Annotated in this window: 21 protein-coding genes; 11 read left to right on the top strand and 10 right to left on the bottom strand. The window is 71.1% G+C overall.

Going from position 1 to position 21,079, the window contains the following annotated elements; translation table 11 throughout:
* Nucleotides 1-168: 168 nt before the first annotated feature.
* Entirely contained in the window at nucleotides 169-1,335 is a 1,167-nt protein-coding gene (locus tag Ate02nite_RS02050; protein WP_203798023.1) for a glycosyltransferase family 2 protein, read from the top strand.
* On the opposite strand, the gene fgd is transcribed toward Ate02nite_RS02050, so the two are convergent.
* Both fgd and Ate02nite_RS02060 read right to left on the bottom strand, forming a co-directional pair.
* Entirely contained in the window at nucleotides 1,332-2,330 is a 999-nt protein-coding gene (gene fgd / locus Ate02nite_RS02055) for a glucose-6-phosphate dehydrogenase (coenzyme-F420) (protein ID WP_203798024.1), read from the bottom strand. The two genes, Ate02nite_RS02050 and fgd, sit on opposite strands and share 4 nt — an antisense overlap.
* A gap of 9 nt (nucleotides 2,331-2,339) precedes the next feature.
* A complete protein-coding gene (locus Ate02nite_RS02060; RefSeq protein ID WP_203798026.1) occupies nucleotides 2,340-4,145 on the bottom strand; it encodes a sigma-70 family RNA polymerase sigma factor in 1,806 nt (601 codons plus the stop codon).
* Between the two features lie 155 nt (nucleotides 4,146-4,300).
* On the opposite strand from Ate02nite_RS02060, the gene Ate02nite_RS02065 reads away from it, so the two are divergent.
* From Ate02nite_RS02065 to Ate02nite_RS02080, 4 genes are all read left to right on the top strand, one after another.
* Complete coding sequence (locus Ate02nite_RS02065; RefSeq protein ID WP_239147061.1) at nucleotides 4,301-4,687, top strand: ATP-binding protein; 387 nt, start codon at nucleotides 4,301-4,303, stop codon at nucleotides 4,685-4,687.
* A 98-nt stretch (nucleotides 4,688-4,785) separates the two neighbouring features.
* On the top strand, nucleotides 4,786-5,937 hold the full coding sequence (locus Ate02nite_RS02070; RefSeq protein WP_239147062.1) for a PP2C family protein-serine/threonine phosphatase: 1,152 nt from the start codon (nucleotides 4,786-4,788) through the stop codon (nucleotides 5,935-5,937).
* Nucleotides 5,938-6,006: 69 nt separating this feature from the next.
* On the top strand, nucleotides 6,007-6,462 hold the full coding sequence (locus Ate02nite_RS02075) for a MarR family transcriptional regulator (RefSeq protein ID WP_203798031.1): 456 nt from the start codon (nucleotides 6,007-6,009) through the stop codon (nucleotides 6,460-6,462).
* Between the two features lie 14 nt (nucleotides 6,463-6,476).
* Nucleotides 6,477-7,352: an LLM class flavin-dependent oxidoreductase gene (locus Ate02nite_RS02080; RefSeq protein WP_203798033.1), complete on the top strand. Its 876-nt coding sequence runs from the start codon at nucleotides 6,477-6,479 to the stop codon at nucleotides 7,350-7,352.
* On the opposite strand, the gene Ate02nite_RS02085 is transcribed toward Ate02nite_RS02080, so the two are convergent.
* Nucleotides 7,353-7,694 (bottom strand): histone-like nucleoid-structuring protein Lsr2, encoded by a 342-nt coding sequence (locus tag Ate02nite_RS02085; protein WP_203798034.1) that lies wholly within the window; start codon nucleotides 7,692-7,694, stop codon nucleotides 7,353-7,355.
* 201 nt (nucleotides 7,695-7,895) lie between these two features.
* Here Ate02nite_RS02085 and Ate02nite_RS02090 point away from each other — a divergent pair, with 201 nt between their 5' ends.
* Both Ate02nite_RS02090 and Ate02nite_RS02095 read left to right on the top strand, forming a co-directional pair.
* A complete protein-coding gene (locus Ate02nite_RS02090; protein ID WP_203798035.1) occupies nucleotides 7,896-8,324 on the top strand; it encodes a hypothetical protein in 429 nt (142 codons plus the stop codon).
* On the top strand, nucleotides 8,321-9,565 hold the full coding sequence (locus Ate02nite_RS02095; RefSeq protein ID WP_239147063.1) for a D-alanyl-D-alanine carboxypeptidase family protein: 1,245 nt from the start codon (nucleotides 8,321-8,323) through the stop codon (nucleotides 9,563-9,565). Before Ate02nite_RS02090 ends, Ate02nite_RS02095 begins: the two co-directional genes overlap by 4 nt.
* On the opposite strand, the gene Ate02nite_RS02100 is transcribed toward Ate02nite_RS02095, so the two are convergent.
* A complete protein-coding gene (locus Ate02nite_RS02100) occupies nucleotides 9,552-10,052 on the bottom strand; it encodes a DUF456 domain-containing protein (protein ID WP_203798037.1) in 501 nt (166 codons plus the stop codon). The genes Ate02nite_RS02095 and Ate02nite_RS02100 overlap by 14 nt on opposite strands.
* Before the next feature lie 158 nt (nucleotides 10,053-10,210).
* Between Ate02nite_RS02100 and Ate02nite_RS02105 the strand changes: the two genes are divergently transcribed.
* Entirely contained in the window at nucleotides 10,211-11,125 is a 915-nt protein-coding gene (locus Ate02nite_RS02105; protein WP_203798039.1) for a sigma-70 family RNA polymerase sigma factor, read from the top strand.
* 52 nt (nucleotides 11,126-11,177) lie between these two features.
* Here the strand turns inward: Ate02nite_RS02105 and Ate02nite_RS02110 are convergent, their stop codons facing one another.
* Nucleotides 11,178-13,466 (bottom strand): HelD family protein, encoded by a 2,289-nt coding sequence (locus tag Ate02nite_RS02110; RefSeq protein WP_203798041.1) that lies wholly within the window; start codon nucleotides 13,464-13,466, stop codon nucleotides 11,178-11,180.
* Between the two features lie 166 nt (nucleotides 13,467-13,632).
* Between Ate02nite_RS02110 and Ate02nite_RS02115 the strand changes: the two genes are divergently transcribed.
* Complete coding sequence (locus Ate02nite_RS02115; protein ID WP_203798043.1) at nucleotides 13,633-14,145, top strand: hypothetical protein; 513 nt, start codon at nucleotides 13,633-13,635, stop codon at nucleotides 14,143-14,145.
* Between the two features lie 65 nt (nucleotides 14,146-14,210).
* On the opposite strand, the gene Ate02nite_RS02120 is transcribed toward Ate02nite_RS02115, so the two are convergent.
* Nucleotides 14,211-15,065, bottom strand: a complete 855-nt coding sequence (locus Ate02nite_RS02120; protein ID WP_203798044.1) for a sigma-70 family RNA polymerase sigma factor — start codon at nucleotides 15,063-15,065, stop codon at nucleotides 14,211-14,213.
* Between the two features lie 169 nt (nucleotides 15,066-15,234).
* On the opposite strand from Ate02nite_RS02120, the gene Ate02nite_RS02125 reads away from it, so the two are divergent.
* Complete coding sequence (locus Ate02nite_RS02125; RefSeq protein ID WP_203798046.1) at nucleotides 15,235-16,875, top strand: DEAD/DEAH box helicase; 1,641 nt, start codon at nucleotides 15,235-15,237, stop codon at nucleotides 16,873-16,875.
* A gap of 50 nt (nucleotides 16,876-16,925) precedes the next feature.
* On the opposite strand, the gene Ate02nite_RS02130 is transcribed toward Ate02nite_RS02125, so the two are convergent.
* The 4 genes from Ate02nite_RS02130 to Ate02nite_RS02145 form a co-directional block, all read right to left on the bottom strand.
* Nucleotides 16,926-17,579 carry a hypothetical protein gene (locus Ate02nite_RS02130; RefSeq protein ID WP_203798048.1) on the bottom strand — a complete coding sequence of 218 codons (654 nt, stop codon included), beginning with the start codon at nucleotides 17,577-17,579 and terminating at the stop codon, nucleotides 16,926-16,928.
* Nucleotides 17,580-17,737: 158 nt separating this feature from the next.
* A complete protein-coding gene (locus tag Ate02nite_RS02135; protein ID WP_203798911.1) occupies nucleotides 17,738-18,739 on the bottom strand; it encodes an App1 family protein phosphatidate phosphatase in 1,002 nt (333 codons plus the stop codon).
* A 137-nt stretch (nucleotides 18,740-18,876) separates the two neighbouring features.
* The gene (locus Ate02nite_RS02140; protein ID WP_203798051.1) at nucleotides 18,877-19,581 is read right to left on the bottom strand and encodes a hypothetical protein; all 705 of its coding nucleotides are present in this window, start codon (nucleotides 19,579-19,581) and stop codon (nucleotides 18,877-18,879) included.
* Nucleotides 19,582-19,770: 189 nt separating this feature from the next.
* Nucleotides 19,771-20,091, bottom strand: a complete 321-nt coding sequence (locus Ate02nite_RS02145) for a hypothetical protein (protein ID WP_203798053.1) — start codon at nucleotides 20,089-20,091, stop codon at nucleotides 19,771-19,773.
* Nucleotides 20,092-20,209: 118 nt separating this feature from the next.
* Here Ate02nite_RS02145 and Ate02nite_RS02150 point away from each other — a divergent pair, with 118 nt between their 5' ends.
* Complete coding sequence (locus Ate02nite_RS02150) at nucleotides 20,210-21,022, top strand: NAD-dependent protein deacetylase (RefSeq protein ID WP_203798913.1); 813 nt, start codon at nucleotides 20,210-20,212, stop codon at nucleotides 21,020-21,022.
* Nucleotides 21,023-21,079 lie beyond the last annotated feature (57 nt).

Here is a 21,079-nt window from a genome sequence, read left to right on the forward strand (position 1 = left end):
GGAGTCCGGTTCGGTCCTCCGGTAGGCATCGCCTCGACCGTTCCGATGAGTTGCGATTCGGTTGCCGACCGGTAGCTTCGAAGATCAGCAGTCACCGTAAGGAGCACCGCCATGCCTCCTTCGCCGCATATCCCAGCGACGAGCCGTTACCGACGATCATCACCCTCCGTGAGCGTGGTGATACCGGTGCGCGACCCCGGCGGCCTTCCGCTGATGCTGCGCGGTCTGCCCGCCGTCGACGAGGTCATCGTGGTCACCGACGGCCCGGCCGCCGACACGGCCGCGGTCGTCCGCTCCGCCCGGCCGGACGCCCTGGTGATCCGGCCCGGCCGGCACGGCTCCGGCAACGCCCTGGCCAGTGGGGTCGCCGCCAGCAGCGGCGATGTCGTGATCACGCTGAACGGGGACGGCTCGACCGACCCGGCCGAGATCCCCCGCTACGTGGCCGCGCTGACCGACGGCGCCGACGTCGCGCTGGGTTCCCGTTACCGCCCGGGCGGCCGGGACCTGACCGGTGGCCGGTTCCGCCGCTGGTTCAACATGCTCCTGATCTGGGTGGTCAACGCGCTGTTCGGCACGCGCCGCACCGACCCCGGTTTCGGCTACGCCGCCTTCTGGAGGGACGCCATCGACCGCCTCGATCTGCCCGACCCGTCCGCCCGGCACGCCACCGCCTGGGGCGACGGCCCGGAGATGCAGCCGCTGCTCGCGGTGCGCCCGGCCGCCCGCGGCCTGCAGGTCACCGAGGTGGGCAGCGTGGCGTACCCGAGGATGAACAGTGGCGAGCGGGCCGGCCTGCGGCACTGGTTCCGGGTGATCACCGCCGAGTACCGGCTGCGCCGCGGCCGGCACACCGGCTCCGACGCCGCGATGGCCGACCCGAACGCGTCGACCGTGCCGATGTCGCCGGGCTGGCGGCAGTCCGACCGGCAGCCGACCGGCGAGCCGCTGTGGGGTCCGCCGCGCCGCCGGCCGTCGCCCGGCCGCGATCTGTGGCGGGCCGGCGAGAACCCGGCCCCGCACACGTCGACCCGGCCCACCGGCAACGGCAAACCACACTCCTGGCGGTCCAGTTACCCGGGAGCCGCCGGACCGGGCCCCGGCAGTCGCACCGCCGACCTGAAGCCGCGGTCGGCCGAGGATCACCGCCTCGACCCGGCCAAGGCACGGTCGCTCCCGCCGCAGCCGGCCGCCAACCGTGAGGTGGGCGCCAAGCGCCGCCGGCTGGAGACCTACCGCCAGCGCCCTGACCTGCGCCTGATCAACGGCCAGGGCACCGGCGGCCCGCGCACCCGGAGCGGCCGCCTGCGCCCCGTCCCGCGGGAAAATCCTTAGGCGCGCTCGCGCAGCTTCGGCAGGATCTGCTCGGAGTACAACCGCAGGAAGCGCTCCTGGTCGGGCCCGGGGGCGTGGAAGACCAGGTGCTTGAAGCCCATGTCGAGGTAATCGGTGATGCGCAGGGCGTGCTCCTCCGGGTCGGACGAGCAGATCCAGCGGGTCATCGTGCGCTCGACCGGCAGCGCGTCGGACAGCCGCTGCATCTCGATCGGGTCCTCGACGCCGGTCTTCTCGTCCGGCGTCAGGGCCAGCGCACCCCAGTAGCGGGTGTTGTTGCGGGCCTGCTCGATGTCCTCGTCGAAGGACACCTTGACCTCGATCATCAGGTCCAGGTCGTCGACCTTGCGACCGGCCTTCTCGGCGCCCTCGCGCACGGCCGGCAGCAGCGTCTCGGTGTAGAGCTCGGCGCCCTTGCCGCTGGTGGTGATGAAGCCGTCGGAGATCCGGCCGGCCAGCCGGGTGGCGGCCGGGCCGGACGCGCCGATATAGATCGGGACCGGCGTCTCCGGCTTGTCGTAGATCGTGGCGTTCTCGACCCGGTAGAACTGGCCCTCGCTGGTCACCCGGTCTTCCTGCCACAGCTTCTGGATCAGCAGCACGGCCTCCTTGAGCCGGGCGAACCGCTCCTTGCCGTCCGGCCACGGGATGCCCAGCGGCACCTCGTTGAGCGACTCGCCGGAGCCCACGCCGAGCACCACCCGGCCCGGCGCCAGGCAACCCAGCGTGGCGAACGCCTGGGCTACCACCGCCGGGTGGTAGCGGAACGTCGGGGTCAGCACGCTGGTGCCGATCAGCACCCGCTCGGTGCGGGCGGCGAGGGCGCCGAGCCACGGCAGGGCGGCCGGGGCGTGCCCGTCGTCGTGCCGCCACGGCTGCAGGTGATCTGACGTGAAGACCGAGTCGAAGCCCAGTTCCTCGGCCAGCACGCCGTATTTGAGAAGCTCCGCCGGGGCGAACTGCTCCGCCGAGGCCTTGTACCCGAACCGAATCATGGTTCGAATCTAACCCGCGGCCTTGTACGCCTGACCCGCCGCGGTCGGAGAATCCCCGTCCTTGTAGAGGCCGAAGTCGACGCTGTCCCCCACGGCCGGCAGACCGAACCAGGCGTACCGCTCGACGAACGAACGGCTCTCCAGTCCCTTCGTGCTGCCGGAGATGAAGGCGACCTTCTGCGCGTCGGACGGGTATTTCGGCGAGCCGGAGAAGTTCATCAGGCCGTACTCGGTGATCCAGATCGGCTTGCCGTAGCGCTTGTGCACGGCATCGACGTACCCGAGGAACTGATTGACCGCCGCGTCACTGAAGTCACTGCCGTACCAATGCAGGGTGATGAAATCGACCCGGTAGCCCTTGTCCGTCGCCCCGGTCATGAAGCGGTCCAGCCAGCCGCCGGCGGTGTCACCGCCGTACGCCACCGCCGGAGAACCCAGCCGCAGCCCGGTCGCCTGCAGCTTGGGCCAATCGGCCAGGGCGTCCTCGACGCTCATGTTGGCCTGCCCACCCATGTCCGGCTCGTTGAAGCCGAGCAGTTCCCCTTCGCTCTCCTTCTTGGCCTGGGCGATGGTGCCGTCGGTGACGTTGGCCTTGCCCCAGATCATCGGGACGAACTCGACGCCGGACGGGCCGGGCACGCTGTCGTTGTTCGGCGCCCAGTTGTAGTACCAACCGGCCCCGACGTCGGCCAGCGCCGCCTTGACCCCGGTGAACTCCCAGACCCCGACGCCCTTCTTCTTGCTCGCCTTGGCGGCGATCACGACGGGCTTTTTAGAGGTTTTCGCCGGCGTCGGCGAGGGGGACGGCGTCGGCGACGCCGTGGCCGGGGTGGCCGATGGCGTACGCCGTGGAGCGGTCGACTGGGTAGCGAGGACGGCCGCCGTCGGGGTGGACGGCGGCGGGTCCTGCCGGATGACCACCACCGCGGTCGCCGCACCGGCCACCGCGACCGTGGACAGGGCCGCGGTCAGCACCTTCTGCGACACACCCAGCCCGATCTTGGCGGCGAGATGGGTTCCGCCACCCACCACCGTCTTCGCGGCCACCACCTTGCCGGTCAGCGCGGCCGGGATCGGGACGAGGGCCATGCCGGCCAGCAGCCGCTCGGCCGCGACCAGGTTGTTCCAGCTCGGCGAGCAGTAGGAGCAGTCCCGGGTGTGCCGGGCGATCCGTTTGCGCCACAACGCGCCCGGCGTGCCGTCCCACGGCACGGTGAGCAACCGCAGGTCGGGGCAGGCGGGCTGGGCGTTCAGCGCCCGCACCACCGCCCGGGCCGTCTCCAGCTGGCCCTTCATCCGCTGGATCCGCACCGCCGCGTGCTGCCGGGTCACCTCGGTGGCCTCGACGATCTCGTCCCGGGTCAGCTCCCCGGAGGCCTCCAGCCACCACAGCGACAGCAGTTCCCGGTTGTCCTCGTCGAGCCAGCGGGTCGCCTCGGCGGTCTCCCGGCGCTGCCCGGAGAGCTCGAGGCGGGTGATGGCCAGGTCGGTGAAATCGGCACCCGGGTCGCGTACGTCCTCGTGCAGCAGCGCGTCGGGCGCGCCGCGCCGGGCCCGGAACCGCTCCCGCACCTGGCGGACCGTGATCGCCACCAGCCAGGACCGGAAGGATTCCGGCTCGCGCAGGTCACCGAGATTGCGCAGCACCCGCAGCATGACGTCCTGCACCACGTCGTCGACGTCCGCGTGGCCCTCCAGGGCCCGGCCGACGATCGTGTAGACGAGCGGCATGTACCCCGCGACCAGCCGGTCGATGGCGGCCGGGTCGCCGGCACGGGCCGCGACGACCGTCGCAATGTCGGGTTGGTCCGCCATGTTCCTGCCTCTCGTCGTTCCTTCCGGCCCTCGTTTTGCGGGCCGACCAAAGGGGGACGCGCAAGCTGTCCATGGATAACACGTTTTTCGATCACACCCGGATGAGCGGGCCGCGATTAGTCCTGCCATTTGACGGGCACTCATGAGCTATGCGTATGACAGTCCGCCTCAACCTTCCGCGCGAGACCGGCAGCGTGCCGGCCGCGCGGCGGCTGCTGCGCTGCGCACTCGCCGCTCTGCACGTCGACAAGACGCACGGCGCCGACCTGGAGATCGCGATCACCGAGGCGTGCGCCAACGTGATCGACCACGCGAACGGTGCCAACAACTTCGAGGTATGCCTCGAGGTCGCCGACGATCACTGCGCCATCGACGTGCGCGACGACGGTGAGGGCTTCGACCCCGAGGCGGTCGGTCCGCCGGGGCCGGGCAACGAGCGCGGCCGCGGCCTTTTCCTGATCAAGGCACTCGCCGAGAACGTCCGGATGCAGTCCGCACCCCGGCGCGGCAGCTTGATCCATTTCGAGAAGTCCTTCGCGTAAGGCCCCGTCACTCCCGTACCGGAGCAGGCACTATCATGCTTGCCGTCCGGCAACTATTGCTGACCGTGCAGCGCTTCCGACTACTGAAGGGAGATCGAGTGTCCGACGGCCCGACATCGGTGGGCGTATCGCTCCGCGCGGCGCCACCCGATCGCCTTCCCGAGGTCACCGCCGAACACCTGCGCACCCGCTACGCCGCCGAGGGCGTGGAGGTGCTGCTGGGTGACCTGAGCCTGTCCGCCCTGCGACCCCTGCTCGACCCCGACGGGCCGGCCGGCGGGCCGCTCGAACAGCGCTGCTTCGGCAGCCAGCAACCGCAGATCGACCCGCGGCCGGACGGCCCGACCCGGCTGATCCTGCCGCTCACCGTCTGGGGTGACCGGCTCGGCGTGCTGCGGATCGAAACCGGCACGCCGCCGTCCCGCACGGCCATCGAGGAGATGCACGCCATTGCCGGCGAGCTCGCCATGGCCCTGCGCACCGCCGACCGGGACACCGACCGCTACCACCACGCGCGCCGCAAGCAGCGCCTCACCATGGCCGCCGAACTCCAGTGGGACCTGCTGCCCGGGCGCTCGCTCAGCGGCGAGCGGTTCCGGCTGGCCGGCGCGCTTGAACCGGCGTACGCCGTCTACGGCGACCACTACGACTGGGCACTCACCGGCGACCGGATCACGGCGACCGTGCTGAACGGCAGCGGTGACGGACTCGAGGCGACCCTGTTGACCGCCGTGGCGGTGAACGCGATGCGCAACGCCCGCCGGTCCGGCGCCAACATCGTCGAGCAGGCCGAGCTGGCCTCGGACGCGATCTACTCCCGGAACGGCGGCAACGCGCACGTGGCCACCCTGCTGCTGGAGATCGATCTGATCAGCGGCGCGGTCGAGGCGGTGGACGCCGGCTCGCCGCGCGCGATGATCGCCCGCAACGGCGACATCCGACAGGTCACGCTGGAGCAGCAACTGCCGCTCGGGATGTTCGGCGACACCCGTTACGAGATCCAGAAAGTCCAGCTGGAACCGGCCGACCGGCTGCTGGTGGTCAGCGACGGCGTGCACGCCGCGGCCCCCGGCGGCGGCCCGGACTTCGGTTCGGCCGCGCTGCTCACCGCGCTGCGCTCGACCCGGCTGCAGCCGCCGTCCGAGGCGGTCGGCACCGTGCTGCGAAGCCTCCGCGACTACCATGCGGGGACCGACGCGGAGGACGATGCCGTGATTGTCTGCTTGGATTGGCTCCGCCAAGCGGCATGATCCACCCGCCGTGGGGGTAGAGGGCAGGTCGCCTCCGCGCATCAAGCACGGCAGAACAGGGACACATACATGGACGACCGGGTCACCGACGTCGCCGCGGCCGTCGAATCGGCGGTCGAGTCCCTCGTGTCCGTGCTCAGCACGAGCGACGCCCAGTCGCCGGCCGTTCCGCCGGCCCAGTTGCGGGTGCTCACCATCATCTCGGCCACCCGGCACACCAACATGAGCCGGCTGGCCGAGGCGCTCGACGTGGTGCCGTCGTCGGCGAGCCGGCTGTGCGACCGGCTCGAGGCGACCGGCCTGCTGCGCCGGGTGCCCGACCCCCGGGACCGCCGCGAGGTGCGGCTGATGATCACCCCGGCCGCCCGGCGGCTGCTCGACGAGTTGCGCGAGCGGCGCCGCGCGGCCCTTGCCGTGGTGCTCGAGCGGATGCCCGACGACGACCGGCAGGACCTGCTGCGGGCTCTCGAGGCGTTCGCCGCGGCCGCCGACCCCGACCACGGCGAGGCGCTCCGCCTGGCCTGAGATAGCGTCCGGATATGCGCATCGGCATCGTGATCCTCCCCGACCAGCGCTGGTCGGTCGCCTCCGAGCGGTGGCGGCGCGCCGAGGAGTACGGCTTCGACCACGCCTGGACCTACGACCACCTCGGCTGGCGGGACCTGATCGACGGCCCGTGGTTCGACGCGGTGCCGACCCTGACCGCGGCGGCCGGCGTGACCAGCACGATCAAGCTGGGCACCTACGTCGCGTCGCCGAACTTCCGGCACCCGGTGCACTTCGCCCGGGAGGTCACCGCGCTCGACGACATCTCCGGCGGCCGGTTGCTGCTCGGGCTGGGCGCCGGCGGGATCGGTTTCGACTCGGCGGTTCTCGGCGAGCCGGAACTGACGCCGGGCCGGCGGGTGGACCGGTTCACCGAGTTCCTCGACCTGCTCGGCACGATCCTGACCAACCCGGCCACTACGCACCGCGGGGAGTTCTACACCGCGGTCGACGCGCGCAGCATTCCCGGCCCGACGCAGCAGCCGCGGCCGCCGTTCGTGGTGGCGGCCAACGGCCCGCGGGCGCTGCGGCTGGCCGCCCGGCACGGCGACGGCTGGGTGACCACCGGCCCGGCGGCCGACGATCTCGAGTCGTGGTGGCGCGGAGTGGCCGAGATCTCGGCCCGTTTCGCCGAAGCCCTGAACGCGGCCGGCCGCCCGCTGGACGCGATCCCGCGCTATCTGAACCTGGACTCGTCCCCGCGTTATTCGATGACCAGCGTCGACGCCTTCACCGAAGCGATCGGCCGCGCTGCCGACCTCGGCTTCACCGACGCCATCACCCATTGGCCGCGCGCGTCGAGCTGGTACGCCGGCGACGAAAAGGTCCTGGAATCAGTCGCGGAGCGCCTGCCGACGCTCCGCAACTGATTAGTGAGCTGCCCGGTACGCGTCTGTAACGGACTGCGGAATGCGGCCTCGCTCGGAAATCTGGTGACCGTTGGCCTGGGCCCACTCGCGGATCAGCCGGTTCTCGTCGCGAGAACCCGCGGTGCGGCTGGGAACGCCCCGGCGGGCGCCGATCCGGCCGGGGCCGCGACCGAGCCGGGTGCCCGCGCTGATGAACGGGTCGAGCGCCTTACGAAGCTTCCCAGCATTGGCCTCGGAAAGGTCGATCGTGTAGCTAATGCCGTCCAGGCTGAACTCGACGGTGCGGTCGGCCTTCTTTCCGTCCAGATCGTCGATCAGTGTTGTGATGACCTGCCGCGCCATATCCGCTCCCGTAAAATCAGATCCGAGTTAATCCGATCAACCGCGCCCAGTCTTGCTCGAAACCGGCATCCCGCGCAACTCATCGAACCAAATTTCGCAATTCTTTCTCGCCGTTATTCAAATGGCGGGACCGACATTCACAGGAAACAGAGAGCAATGTGCGGCTGGCCGGAGGCGTGTGGATCACCTAGGGTCGCAGGCATGGACGAACGGACGGCGTGGAACGAACAGCGCCGGCAAGCCATCGCCGGGCACGCGGCCGCGCAGGCCGCGAGCCGGGAAGCCGAGGCTCGCGAGGCCGGAGTCCTGCTCACCGATTTCGTCCGCCGGGCCGCCGAGCGCGGCCTCCCGCCGCATCCCCTGGCCGCCCGCAGCTTCGACGGCCACGCGACGTACCGGACGAAGGCGAAGGGCTGGTATTTGAAATCCAACCGCTCGGTCGCCGTCGGCGCGAGCGGGGAGTATTACGTGCTGACCGTCCCGGCCTCGCTGCGCGCCCGGTTCACCGGCGCCGACCTGACCCCGAGCACCCCCCGGCTGATCGTCGGCGCGGGCGGCGGCGACGGCGAGACCATGCCCCTGGCCCAGTTGCTTGATCAGCGACTCGACGCGGGAGTCTCCTGGCCTTGATCCGTGTTCCGGCAACCCTCGCCGCACTCCTCCTCGCCGCGGCGGCGGCCGTCGTTCCGGCCTCCCCGGCCGCCGCGGCGGACATCCCCTGCCCCAAGCCGAAGGTCGCCAAGCCGGCCGGCATCCCGCCGCGCCCGGTGCCGCCGGCCGACGATCCGGTCAACAGCGCGGTCGGCGGCGACGCCCTGGCCACCCACGGCCTGGTCATCCCGGCCGGCGCGAAACAGCCGCCGGCGGTCACCGCCACCACCTGGATCGTCGCCGACCTGGACACCGGCGAGGTGCTGGGCGCCTGCGGGCCGCACGTCTACCAGACCCCGGCCAGCGTGCAGAAGACGCTGCTGGCCGCGACGATCATGGACAAGCTCGACCCCAACCAGACGATCACCACGGTGGCCAGCGACCTGGACATCGAGGTCAACAGCTCGGCGGTCGGCATCGTGGTGGGCGGGAAGTACAAGATCTCCACGCTCTGGCTGGGGCTGCTGCTCAACTCCGGCAACGACGCCGCGAACGCGCTGGCCCGGACGGCCGCCGGCGGCGGCTCGGACGGGGTGGCCAAGACAGTGGCCGCGATGAACGCCGAGGCGAAGCGGCTGGGCGCGTTCCAGACGCACGCGGTCACGCCCAGCGGCCTGGACGGCAAGGGCCAGTTCACCAGCGCGTACGACCTGGCGCTGATCGCCCGCAAGGACTTCGCGAACGCCGACTTCCGCAAGTACGTGCTCACCAAGACCACGCAGATGCCGGCCCAGCCGCAGGTGAAGCAAAAGGGCTTCCAGATCCAGAACGAGAACAAGCTGATCTACAACTACCCGGGCGCGATGGGTGGCAAGACCGGCTTCACCACGGTGGCCCGGCACAGTTACGTCGGCGGCGCCCAGCGCAACGGCCGGCGCCTGGTGGTGACCCTGCTCGGCGCCGAGGCGCACCCGCAGCGCGGCTGGCAGCAGGGGGCCGCGCTGCTCGACTGGGGCTTCGCGCAGCCCGCCGACTCGTCGGTCGGCAAGCTGGTCACCCCGGAGGACATCGCCGCCCGCAACGCCGCGACCACCGACGCGAAGGCCGAGTCGACCACCGCGACGAAGGCCGCCGCACCGGCGGTCCACTCGTCCGGTCCGGGCGCGACGACGGTGATGGCGGCCGGTGGGGTCGCGCTGGTGCTGGCCGGCACTCCCCTGCTGTTACTGCTGACCCAGCGCCGACGGCGTGGGCCGCGCGCGAGAGTCAACCAAGGATGAGACCGAACACCCAGACCACGGCGACGCCGAGCGCGGCGGTGAACTCGATCAGCATGGCCATCCCGGCCGCACCGAGCGCCTTCTTGGTCGACGGCCACGCCTGACCCGGCCCGAGCCGGGCCTGCTCGACCAGGAACACCCCGAGCACGAAGCCGAGGATCAACCCGACCACCGGGATCACGAAGAACCCGACCAGGCCGAGCACTCCGCCGGCCAGCAGCGCCGTGTTGGGGATTCCCGCGCTCTTCAGCCGCCGACCCGGCAGTAGGTACTTCACCAGTGCCCCGAGCGTCGCTACCAGGGTGGCGATCACCAGCACCAGCCACTTGACGGTGCCCGAACCGTCGCCGAGCAGCGCCCACGCGAGCACGCCGAGCCAGCTCAGCAGCAACCCCGGAACCACCGGAATCACCACCCCCACCACACCCAGGGCGATCGCGATCCCGGCGATGACGTTCACGGTGGTGCCGGTGTCGGAGAGGTCCATGGGACCAGCGTGCCCCGCAGCCGCAAGGTCTGAAACACAGCAACCGTTACGCACCTGGTCGTGACCGAAAGGAGTACCCGAGGCCGACCAAAGTTTCCTCCTGTCAGCCGGGTGGCCGCGCAAGCGAGCCGCCCGACCAACAAACCGGGGGAGCACACATGAACACCATCGTGACGAACGCAGCCGACACCGCGCCCGCCGCTACCGTGCTCTCCGCCGCCGAGCAGGAAGAGCTGATCCGCACGCACATGCCGCTGGTCGGCCACCTGGTGCGGGACATGCTCACCCGGATCCCCAACCACATCCACCGCGACGACCTGACCAGCGCCGGCCTGCACGCCCTGGTGACCGCGGCCCGCGGCTGGGACCCGGACCGCGGCATCCCGTTCCACCGCTTCGCCAGCACCCGCATCCGCGGCGCCATCCTGGACGAGCTGCGCGCCCTGGACTGGGCCACCCGCTCGGTGCGCACCAAGGCCCGCGCCACCGACACCACCCGCCAGCAGCTGACCACCACGCTGGGCCGGACGCCGAGCTCGGACGAGCTGGCCCAGGCGCTCGGCACCACCACCAACGACCTGCAGCGCACCGACACCGACGTGCAGCGCGCGACCGTGCTGTCGCTGCAGGGCTTCACCACCAGCAGCGCCGACGACCTGGTCACCGAGAAGACCCCGGGCCCGGAGGACATGCTGCTGCGCCGTGAGCAGATCGGCTACCTGCACCACGCGATCGGCTCGCTGCCGGACCGGCTGCAGGTCGTCATCACCGAGTACTTCCTCAACGAGCGCCCGATGGCCGACATCGCGGCCGACCTCGGCGTGACCGAGAGCCGGATCAGCCAGCTGCGGGCCGAGGCCCTGTCGCTGCTCAAGGACGGCCTGAACACGCACCTCAACCCGGACATGGCGCCGGTCCCCGACAACCCGGACAGCATCACGGCCCGCCGCCGCGCCAGCTACTACGCCAACATCGCCAACAACACGTCGATGAACAGCCGGCTCGCGATGACCAACGCGCACGGCCACACCACGCACGGCCGCACCCCGCGCAGCTCGATGGCCGTTGTCTGATTTTTCATGATTTTCCGGGCCCGGCGTCTCTCGACGCCGGGCCCGTTCCGGTTCAGTCCGCCAGGGCGCTGAGCACCTTGGGCAGGTCGGCGCTGTGCAGGACGCCGAGGCGGCGGGTGGCCCGGGTGACCGCCACGTAAAGGTCGGACAGGCCGCGTGGGCTCTCCGCGATGATCTCGTCCGGCTCCACGACGATCACCGCATCGAATTCCAGACCCTTCGCCTGCCGTACGGTCATCAGCACGATCTGGTTGAGCAGGTCGGGCTGCTCCCCCACGGCCGCGCCGGGCACCGCCTCGACCAGCTGGCGACCCAGTTCCTCTTCCAGTGCCGTGGGCACCAGCACCCCGACCCGGCCGTCGCCCACTTCGGCGGCTTCCACCCGTACCGCCGCAATGATCTCGGCCGGAAGCGCGGCCCGCGGCACCCGGAGTGACCAGGGTGCGACGCCTGCGGATCGCACCGACCGGGGCGGCTGCAGCGCCGGGTCGACCGCGGCCAGGACGTCGGCCGCGACCGTCATCACCTCGGCCGGCGTGCGGTAGTTGACGGTCAGCTCGACGAGGTGCCAGCGCTGCGCGACGTAGGGCTCGAAGACCTGGTCCCAGCCGGTGCTGCCGGCCAACTCCGACGTTTGCGCGACGTCGCCGACCACCGTCATCGACCGGCTCGGGCAGCGGCGCATCAGCAGCCGCCAGGCCATCGGCGACAGTTCCTGCGCCTCGTCGACGATCACGTGGCCGAAGACCCAGCTGCGGTCGGCGGCGGCCCGCTCGGCGGCCGTGCGGGTGTCGATCTCCTCGTGCCGTTCGACGAAAGCGCTCGCGTCGACCACGTCGGTCGCCGAGAGGATCTCCTCCTCCTGGTCCTCGAAGTCGAGTGAGCGGGAACCCTCGACGATCTCCAGGACGCCCTCGGCGTATTCGATCGCCTCCCGCCGCACCTGCGCCGCCTGCCGTTTCTGCAGCGTCTCGTCGACGCCGAGCAGCTCGGCCAGCTCGTCGAGAAGCGGCACGTCGGCCGGGGTGAACCGGTGCTCCCGGGTGCGCAGCAGCAGCGGGTCGCCACCCGCCGAGGCCAGCCGGTCGGCGTCGCTGAGCAGGTCGCGCAGCACCTGGCGGGGCGTGAGGACCGGCCAGAAGTCGAACAGCGCCATCTGCACGTCGATGTCCTCGCGCAGCTCCCGGCGGGTCTCGGCCAGATCGGCCGCGGACAGCAGATTGTCGCCACCGAGCGGGTCGGCGCCGATCTTGTCGGCGATCTGCAGGCTCAGCGCGTGGATCGCCTCGGTCACGAAGATCGCCCGGGCCACGTTGTGCGGGCGGCCGGAGCGTCGGGCCGCAGCCCGGGCGTCCTCCAGCACGGTGCGCTCGATGCGCAGCGGGTAACCGTCGTGGTCGACCTCGATGTAGTCGTCGGGCACCGTTTGGCGGTCCTCGACCGCCCGGGCCAGCACCTCGAGCATGCCGAGCCGGCCCTTCACCGCGGCCGCGGCCGGCGACTCGGTGGCCCGCGCGCGCACGCCGGGGAACATGTCGCCGAGCGTCGCCAGCAGCACCCCGGTCTCGGCCAGCGACGGCAGCACCTGGGAGATGTAGCGCAGGAAGGTGGTGTTCGGCCCGAGGATCAGCACGCCCTGCTTGGTGAGCTGGGCGCGGTAGGTGTAGAGCAGGAAGGCGGCGCGGTGCAGCGCCACCGCGGTCTTGCCGGTGCCCGGCCCGCCCTGCACCACCATGACGCCGTTGAGCCCGGCCCGGATCACTTCATCCTGCTCGGCCTGGATGGTCTCGACGATGTCGCGCATCCGGCCGGTGCGCTCGGCGGTCAGCGCGGACAGCAGCGCGGCCTCGCCGGTGACGTCCTCGCGGCCGCCGGTGACGCCCGCCTCGAGGTCGAGCACCTCGTCGTCGATCGCGGTCAGCGTGCGCCCCTTGGTGCGCAGGTGCCGGCGGCGCTTCACGCCGTCCGGAGAAACCGCGGTCGCCAGGTAGAAGGCGCGGGCGGCGGGGGCCCGCCAGTCGACCAGCAGGGGGTCACGATCGTGTTCCGGAGCGGACAACCCGAGCCGGCCGATATAGCGCTTTTCGTCCGTGTGGAAATCAAGACGGCCGAAACAGAGGCCGTTCTCCACCGCGTTCATCTGCGCCAACTGCTCGGCGTAATGGCTGCGGTTGGCCTCGCGCTGAGCACGGCCCTGCGGGGTGCCACCGGACTCCAGCAGAATCGCCTTGAGTCGCTGGTCAGCCTGATCGCGCAGGCCGTCCAGCCGTTCGTAGAGGGTGGTGAGGTACGCCTGCTCCGCGGCGAAACTTGACAATGCCACTCCCCTTTGTGCTATCATTCGTCGCGTTGACGCTCATTATCTTGAGCGTCTTTTTTATTGTCTCGACAAACGCTCAGAATACACCAGGGCCATCGAGGTAACGGCGCCCCGCGCAAGTGTCATCAATCCGTCAAGTTCGCTGGCGAGCCGTTACGCGCAACGGTCGATCCCGATTAGTCCCGGCATGACCCACGACCACCCGATCCGACGTTTTGGTGCGCTCGCCCTCACCGCGGCCGCCGCTCTCACCCTGGTCACCGCGTGCTCCGGCGACGACGACAAGCCGGCCGGTAACGCCGCCGCGGCCGTCGCCGGTGGCCCCGAGCCGAAGACCGTCGACGGCGCCCGGTCCGCCGCGCAGACCGTCTTCGACCGCTTCGCCGGCGGCGACTTCGCCGGGGCCTGGGACATGTACACCTCGGCGGGCAAGCAGTCGATCAGCAAGGACGACTACGTCAAGCTGAACCAGGCCTGTTCCCGCAAGGGCCTGGCGATCCAGCTCACCAGCGCCCGGATGGAGGGCCAGGACAAGGCGATCGTGATCGCCAAGCAGCTGGTCGCGGCCCAGTCCTACACGATGGTGTACGAGAACAACGCCTGGAAGCTGGAGCCGGCCAAGGAAGGCCTGGCGCTCTACCGGCTGGGTGCGGCCAAGGCCATCGCCGCGCAGAAGAAGGCCGGCACCTGCGCGGGCTGACGAACAGTGCCCGCCGCCTTCCCCGGCGGCGGGCACTGTTCTTCATCCGGTTACGCGGCGTCTCGTCACGCGGCGCGGGGCAGGCCGTCCGGGCTGGTCATCGCCAGCCGGGAGTGCAGCGTGCCGCGCACCCCGATCTGCTCGTAGTACGCCGACCGGCGACGGGCCACACAGCCATCCTTCGGCGGGGTCTCCGCCGCCAGGGACGGGTCGAGGTGCGTGTTCAAGCCGTCCCGCAGCAGGCCCAGGGCCTCGGCGCGCAGCTGCGACACCCGCGACTCGGTGACACCCAGCTCCTCGGCGATCCGGGCCATCGGCCGCTCGTCGAAGAAGTAGCCCTGCACCACCGCCCGCAACCGCTCCGGCAGCGCGTCCACCGCGTGCTTCAGGTAGCCGAACCGCTCCCGGCGGATCAGCATCTCCTCCGGGCCGAGACTCGGCTCGGTGACCATGTCGTCGGCCGCCGCCGTCGCGAAACCCTGCAGGCTGAACACCACCGCGCGGTGCACGTCGTCATCGGCGGTCGAGATGTCCTCGACCGAGACGCCCATGTGCTCCGCGACCTCCTGGATCGTCGGGGTGCGGCCCAGCTTCGCGGTCAGCTCCTGGCGCGCCGAATCGGTACGCCGGGCCCGCTGCCGCACCGAGCGGCTGGCCCAGTCCAGGCCACGCAGCTCGTCCAGCAGGGCACCGCGCACCCGGGCCGCCGCGAAGCGGCCGAACGGGACGCCGCGGTCGACGTCGAAACCACGGGCCGCGTGCACCAGGGCGGCGTAACCGGCGGACATCAGGTCGTCGCGGTTGACGTGCGCCGGAACCCGGGCCAGCATCTCCCGGACGAGGTGACCGACAAGCGGCATGTGTTCCTGGACGATGTCCGAACGACGGCGGTCAGCGACAACAACGGGGGCACCGCTCATGGTGGGGGGATCTCCTCGCGGTAACGCCCGGGTTGGGGGTTGTCCCGGGCACTGAGGAGAACGGTGAAGGCGATTGAGTGCTAACCAGGTCCCATCCGGGTGCAGCAGGGTTGCTTCGCGAACCTGCGGGTAGTCTTGATCCCCTAACCATCTTTGGAGTTCCCACTACATGTTGACCTTTTCCGAGCTCGGTGTGCCCGCCGCCCTGACGCAGGCGCTCGCCGGCCTCGGCATCACCACCCCGTTCCCGATCCAGGCCGCCACGCTGCCGGACTCGCTCGCCGGCCGAGATGTTCTCGGTCGCGGCCGCACCGGCTCCGGCAAGACGTACGCGTTCGCGCTGCCGGTACTGGCCCGCCTGGCCGCCTCGCGTTCGCCGCGCAAGCCGCGCCGGCCGCGGGCGCTGATCCTGGCGCCCACCCGTGAGCTGGCGACCCAGATCGACGCCGTCCTGGCCCCGCTGGCCGCGGTGCTGGGCCTGCGCACCCTCGTCGTCTTCGGCGGCGTCGGCGCCAACCCGCAGATCAAGGGCCTCGCGGCCGGTGTCGACGTGCTGGTGGCCTGCCCCGGCCGGCTCGACGACCACCTGCGCAGCGGCCACGCCTCCCTCGACTCGGTCGAGGTGACGGTTCTCGACGAGGCCGACCACATGGCCGACCTCGGCTTCCTGCCCGTGGTGCGCCGGCTGCTCGAGCAGACCCCGCGCGACGGCCAGCGCCTGCTCTTCTCGGCCACCCTCGACAACGGGGTCGACGTGCTGGTCAAGCGCTTCATGCGCAAGCCGGTCACGCACTCCGTCGACTCGGCCACCGAGGCCCCGGTCGAGATGTCCCACCACGTGCTGCACGTGCACGGCGACGACCGCTTCGGCGTCCTGGTCGACCTGCTCTCGGCTCCCGGCCGCTCGGTGGTCTTCACCCGCACCAAGCGCCGCGCCAAGGTCCTGACCAAGCAGCTGATCACCGCCGGCGTGCCGGCCGTGGAGCTGCACGGCAACCTGGCCCAGAACGCCCGTAACCGCAACCTGGCCGCCTTCTCCGACGGCAGCGCCGAGACGCTGGTGGCCACCGACATCGCGGCCCGCGGCATCCACGTCGACGACGTGGCGCTGGTGATCCACGCCGACCCGCCGGTGGAGCACAAGGCCTACCTGCACCGCTCCGGCCGCACGGCTCGGGCCGGTGCCCAGGGCACGGTGATCACCCTGATGACCGACGACCAGCAGGCCGAGGTCCGCGACCTGACCCGCAAGGCCGGCGTCCGCCCCACCACCAACCGCACCCGCCCCGGTGACCCGCTGCTCTCCGAGCTGGCCCCGGGCGAACGCCGGTTCGTGACGGCGGCCCCGGCCCCGCAGCCGACCCGCACGGCCCAGCCGGCCCGAAGCAGCCAGCCGTCCCGCGGCGCTGCTCCGCAGTCGCGCGGCGGCCAGCCGTCTCGCGCGGGCCAGTCCTCGCGTGGCGGCCAGTCCGCTCGCGGCGGTCAGCCCTCGCGCGCGGCCCAGCCTTCTCGGGGTGGGCAGCCCTCTCGGGCCGGTCAGTCGAGCGAGGCCGTCTGGTCTTCGAGCACGTCGGATCGCCCCACGCAGCGCAGCGCGGGCCAGCCGGCCCGTGCCGGCCGCGCCCGCGGCCGGGGTGCGGCCCACGCCGCACCCGGCCACACCACCGAGCCGGCCGGTTCCACCGGCGGCGGCAACCGGCCCCGGCGGGGCTCCGGCGGCCAGACCTCAGCCGGCGCAGCGCCCACCACGGCCGGACGGACCAGCGGCGCCGCCGCTTTCTCCTCGTCCAGCCGCCTCGGCCGCCGATAAAAAATCACGCCGCCGACCCACCAGCTCAACGGGTCGGCGGCGAAAAGGCGTTACGTCGCCGGGACGTCGACCTCGATCTCGTCGCCCAGGGTGAAGCCCGCGGCCAGCTCCAGGTCGTCGCCGCTCCAGAACCGGCCCGGGTCGTACCAGCTCGGGTTGTTCCGGCGCGGCAGCAGGCCCATGTCCTCGTAGGTCACCGCGACCACCTCGGCGCAGTACGCCGTCTCCAGGGCCGCGTCGCCCACCGGGCCGCGCTGCCACCGGCGCGGGCGGATCTGCGGCACCCGGCCACGGGCCCAGCGCCAGGCCAGCTGGGCCGAGGACGGGAACGGGGTGCCGTCCAGCCGGGCCACCGTCTTGAGGGCCTTGTCCTCCATCGGGCGGGGCACCGACGGCTCCAGCTGGCGCAGCCAGCCGCGCTGGCCGTAGCGCTGCGCCCAGACCGTCACCGCGTCCCGCAGGTCGTGCAGCTGGACGCCGCGCTGGAACGTGCCGGACCACAGGTCGGGCAGGGACTTGCCCAGCTCGGCGTGCCACATCAGGGGTGGCATGTCCTCGATGACCAGGGACATCCCGACGTGATTGACGGGGCTGTTGGTGAGGGTCTGGATCGCCCGGTCGGGGCCGGATCGGCCGCGGAAAATCCAGATGTCACCCGTGCGCGTCAGGTCGATCGCCTGGTCCAGGCTGATAGCGGCATCCACGTGTCTATCCTCGGGTGATGCGTTGGTGGAAAGTAGTGGGTCTGGCCGGATTGGCAGGAGTGGCGGCTACCGGAGTGGTGGTGGCCCGGGGCGAACGGAAGCGACGGGCGTACACCCCTGACGAGGTGCGACAGCGGCTGCACCAGCGGGCAGCCGAGTCAGACAACATCAGTGTCGCGGAGTAGCGACCATAGTCCTGCCCCGTCCGGGGCCGAAAACCACGTCTTACCGTGCGAGCCGACCGCCTCGGGGGTGCCGGCCGGGCCAGGGATGGCGCCGGCCAGCACCGCCTGGGTGGGTGACAGGCGGCGGATCGCCACGGCCGCCACGTTTTCCGGGTGGGCGTGCGCGAACTCGGAGTAGATCTCCTGGTCGTGCTGGCCGTCGTCGCCGACGAGAAGCCACCGGACGTGCGGGAATTCCTGGGCCAGCCGGCGCAGGGTGTTGCGCTTGTGCTCCTGGCCGCTGCGGAACCAGCGGTCGGGGGTCGGGCCCCAGTCGGTGAGCAGCAGCGGGCCCGCCGGGTACAGGTGGCGGGACAGGAACCGGCTCAGCGTCGGTGCGACGTTCCACGCACCGGTCGACAGGTAGAACACCGGGGCGCCGGCGTTCGCCGTGATCAGCCGCTCGTAGAGCACCGCCATGCCGGGCACGGCCATCCGGGCGTGCTCGTCCAGGACGAAGGTGTTCCACGCGGCCAGCAGCGGCCGGGGCAGCGCGGTGACCATCACCGTGTCGTCGATGTCGGAGATCAGGCCGAACTTGCAGGCCGGGTCGACCACCCGGATCGGCGCCTCGACGGTGGTCGCGCCCTCGGCGGCGATGCGCGCCTTGGCCCAGCCGGGCGCGAGGTCGCCCTTGACCCGGCAGTCGATGTAACCGCTGCGGTCGGTGCGGGTCTCGGTGACGGTGTCGCCGACCTGGACGCGCACCACCATGTTGCTGACCGGCGAGCTGAGGAAGCTGCGCCAGCCGCGCACCTTTTCCAGGCGCTTGTGGGAATCGACCCCCCGGGTCAGCACCACCCGGCCCATCACCCGCGCCCAGCCGGGCGCACCATAGCCCGTGTAGGCGGTGATCACGGGCTGCCAGCCCCGGTTGCGCAACCGGCGCTCGACGATCTCGTGAAGAGCGTCCTCCACCACTGCGGCCCGGTGCATCCGGACCACGGATGTGGAAGCACCCGCCGGAGTCTGCGTCACGCTTGCTGGCCCCCTAACACGGTCGTCCGTGCCGGTTACGGTACCCGCCCGGCCTGTCACTCGCGGACGATTGCGGGCCGCCTCCACTCACGACTTCAGGCCGCTGCCGGTAGCTCGGCCGTGGTCCATTGGTCGGCAAACCAGCGTTCATCGGAGACCGGTTCCCCGGCCGCGGCCCGGGTAACCGCGGCGGCCGCCTCGAGCCGGAGACTGCGCAGCGCGTCGGCCGCCGACTCGGCCTCCTGCCAGGAAGCACGCTCGGCGTCGAGGGCCATTTGATACTCATCGAAGCGATGCGCCCGAACCGCCTGACGCAGCAACGACTCCTGCACCACCGGGTGCAGCCGGGGGTTCCAGCCGCGATGCGCGAAGACGTCGTTCAGCTGCGCGATGGAGAGGTCCTGGTTGCGGCAGGCGGCGCTGGCGGCGTGATGGAGATAACGCTGCCGGGCCCGGTTCTCGTCCGGCTTGCGGCGCTTGCTGATCAACGGGAAGGCGGCGGCCTTGGCGGCCTCCCGGGCGGACCGGTCGGCCACGTCGTAGGCCAGCCAGGCGGCGTCGAGCCGTTCCTGCGCGGTGGCCCATTCGGCCCGGCGGCGGGCGGCGGTGGTGGCGGCCCGGTCGGCCGCTATCGCGACCTCGTCGGCGAAGCGAAGGTTGTCGGTCACGGCCGCGGGCACCGACGGCTGCTGGGTGCGGGCGATCATCGCCGCCGCGAGCAGCACGGCGCCGAGAATCACCACCCAGAGGGCGGCGGCCTGCGGGAGAGACACCAGAAAGCTGTGCATGGCGGTTTCCACGGAAACACCTCACCGAGAGACGCGATCATCGTGCGGAGGTTGCGCTGAGTGGCGCGCCTTTCGGCACGCGGCGTTTTCCTATGCCCGTACGGGATAGAACCAACGCCTTCCGCTGCGGGCGACATCCTGCTCGGGTGAAAAGCAGACCGTCATCGCGCGAGTGCGGAGTTACGACCAGAGTCCGGAGAATTACCCGATCGCCGGGGGTGCCCGCTCGCCGCGGATGCGGGTCGAGACGCCGACCAGAACCACGAGCGACACCAGCACGATGATCGCGACGGCCGGCGTGGGCCGGGGCGCGGGCAGAACGCGTACGGCGGAAGGCGCCGGAGCCGACTCACTCACCGCGACCGTCGTCGAGGCTTCCGCGGTTACCGCGGCCGGGGGCGCCATCGGCGTGGCCGGAACCGGACTGGTGAAGGCGAGAGCGAGCATCGCCAGCCCGGCAAGAAAGCGCAGCAGGCGGTGGCCATCCCAGTTCCGGGGAAGCACACGCGCCACTGCTGTCACGTGGATCAACTTACCGTTTTCGGCCGCAACGCGCACGGGTCCCACTCGTTGTGCTCATTTCGGGCGTGTTCCACGGACGAGGGATCATTGTCCGGTGGAACACGAGGTGGTGGAGCAGATGGCCACCCTGGGCGACTGGATCGCCGAGGGCGGCGTGGTGGTGCTGAGCGGGGCCGGCCTGTCGACCGACTCGGGAATCCCGGACTATCGCGGGCCGTCGGGGTCGGCCCGGCGCAGTACTCCGATGACCTACCAGACGTTCACCGGCGACCCGGTCGCCCGGCGGCGTTACTGGGCGCGCAGTCACCTCGGCTGGCGCACGATCGGTGAGGCCCGCCCCAACGACGGTCACCGTGCGGTGGCCGCCCTGCAACAGCAGGGCGCGGTCGGCGGCATCATCACCCAGAACGTAGACGGCCTGCACCAGGCGGCCGGCGCCAACGATGTGGTCGAGCTGCACGGCAACCTGGCCCGGATCACCTGCCTGGACTGCGGCGAACTGACCCCGCGGGAGATCCACGGCCGGCGGCTGGACGAGGCCAATCCGACGTTCGCGGGGGTGGCGCTGGCGTTCAACGCGGACGGCGACGCCGAGCTGGCCGACGAGTCGCTTGACGGTTTCACCGTGGTCGATTGCGAGAGCTGCGGCGGTCTGCTCAAGCCGGACGTCGTCTACTTCGGCGAAACCGTGCCGCCGCACCGGGTCACGCGCAGCTTCGAGCTCGTGGAAAGCGCCCGTACGCTGCTGGTTCTCGGCTCCTCGCTGACCGTGATGTCGGGCCGCCGCTTCGTTTTGCGGGCCGCGAAGCTCGGCATCCGAGTGGCGATCGTCAATCGCGGCGTGACTCGCGGCGAGCCGTACGCGGGGCTCCTCATCGATGCCCCTTTGGGCATTGTCCTACCCCATTTGGTAGCGCTCCCAGCCGCCTAAATCGGGATGATTTCGACGTGGTTACCGTAGCGATACACAAATAAAGTTTGTTTCGCA

This window comes from Paractinoplanes tereljensis (assembly GCF_016862435.1).
Taxonomy (GTDB): Bacteria; Actinomycetota; Actinomycetes; order Mycobacteriales; family Micromonosporaceae; genus Actinoplanes; species Actinoplanes tereljensis.